The organism is Pseudomonas sp. GQ91 (assembly GCF_059758795.1).
In genome coordinates this window covers 1-1,167 of sequence record NZ_JCAXED010000047.1, presented here as the reverse complement: position 1 = coordinate 1,167, position 1,167 = coordinate 1, and the positions used below count along the sequence as shown (strand labels likewise).

The window sequence follows — 1,167 nt, the reverse complement described above, 5'->3', positions numbered from 1 at the left end:
GGGTTGGAAGGTGGTCTCAATCTTTATCAATACGCACCAAACCCTATTGGTTGGGCGGATCCTTGGGGCTGGGCGTTTGCAGGGGTGGACTTCACTGGAAGCAGTGATCTGTATCCGATTAAAGGTTCACAAAAAAATATCGTGACCATCAAGATGCAAGGCTCAAGACCGCGCGACTTTACTCAAGCCTACGAAGAGGCCGGCATTCCTAAAAGTGCTAAGAAGCACTATACCTGGCACCACGTTGATGACTTCGATCCTAAAACGGGCAACACAACGATGCAACTGATCCGAAAATCTGCCCATGAGGCCACATACCCCCATGGAGGCTCAGTTGCTCAATATGAAAAACATTTCAAGGTTAAATACGGCAGCAGTGAGTCAGTCCTTGAAGCATCAAAAAAAGGATGGCTCGCCAACAAGATTCCCAACCGCAAAACCAAACCTGGGCGCTGCTCATAATTGGAGGTTTCGATGCTTGAAAACAAATTTTCAGATTGCGAAACGAGCATAACCTCGGCGGATCTGGATCACGTGGAATCTGTCATCGGTAGGAAGCTACCGATTCCCTTTAGAAACCATTACCTCAAGTACAACGGCGGCGTGCCGGAACGAGCCTATTGGGTCAGCGAAGACTTTTTCGATCCAATCGAAGTGGCCTCCTTCAGGCCAATTGCCTACGGTGAACCAACGTTGTTATCCACGTACCAGCTAATGCTGAAGAAACAAGTTCTTCCTGCGCAACTTCTTGCCTTCGCGGACGATTTGGGCGGCAATTTTTTTTGCTTGAACCTTGATTCTGGGGCCATCAGTTATTTCACGACTGACACCTTTGATAGCGACCTTAGCCCTGAAGAAAATCAGGCTGAATCCGAAAAAAACCTTTGTTCGAATTTCCTCCGATTCGTCCAAGGGCTGAGTGACGAGGATGATTTTGACGATGAATAACGAAGCCAACACTGCAGGATTAGATTAGGGAGAACGATGGAAAACGGGGACGAGAACGGGCGAAAATGGGGACCGAAAATGGAGACAGATTTATTAGTAAGAAGAAAGAGGATTGATTTATTTAAGCATCGCCTAGCCAAATAAGTGCAACTAATCAAATAAATCCGTCCCCTTTATTTCACTCGCTCGCAGCGTAGCGGGTACGGCGTGACTTAAGGA

The 1,167-nt window shown here is 47.3% G+C and carries 2 protein-coding genes; both read left to right on the top strand.

Annotated features, from left to right (window positions below; translation table 11 throughout):
- Positions 1–462: HNH endonuclease (locus AC6CIA_RS26340; RefSeq protein WP_498316076.1), on the top strand; the 462-nt coding region annotated here is incomplete at its 5' end.
- Between the two features lie 12 nt (positions 463–474).
- Complete coding sequence (locus AC6CIA_RS26335; RefSeq protein WP_084381785.1) at positions 475–948, top strand: SMI1/KNR4 family protein; 474 nt, start codon at positions 475–477, stop codon at positions 946–948.
- The last annotated feature ends 219 nt before the right edge of the window (positions 949–1,167 follow it).

Coding starts and splice junctions, on each gene's coding strand:
- AC6CIA_RS26335 (WP_084381785.1), top strand. CDS start 475: ATGCTTGAAAACAAATTTTCAGATTGCGAAACGAGCATAACCTCGGCG.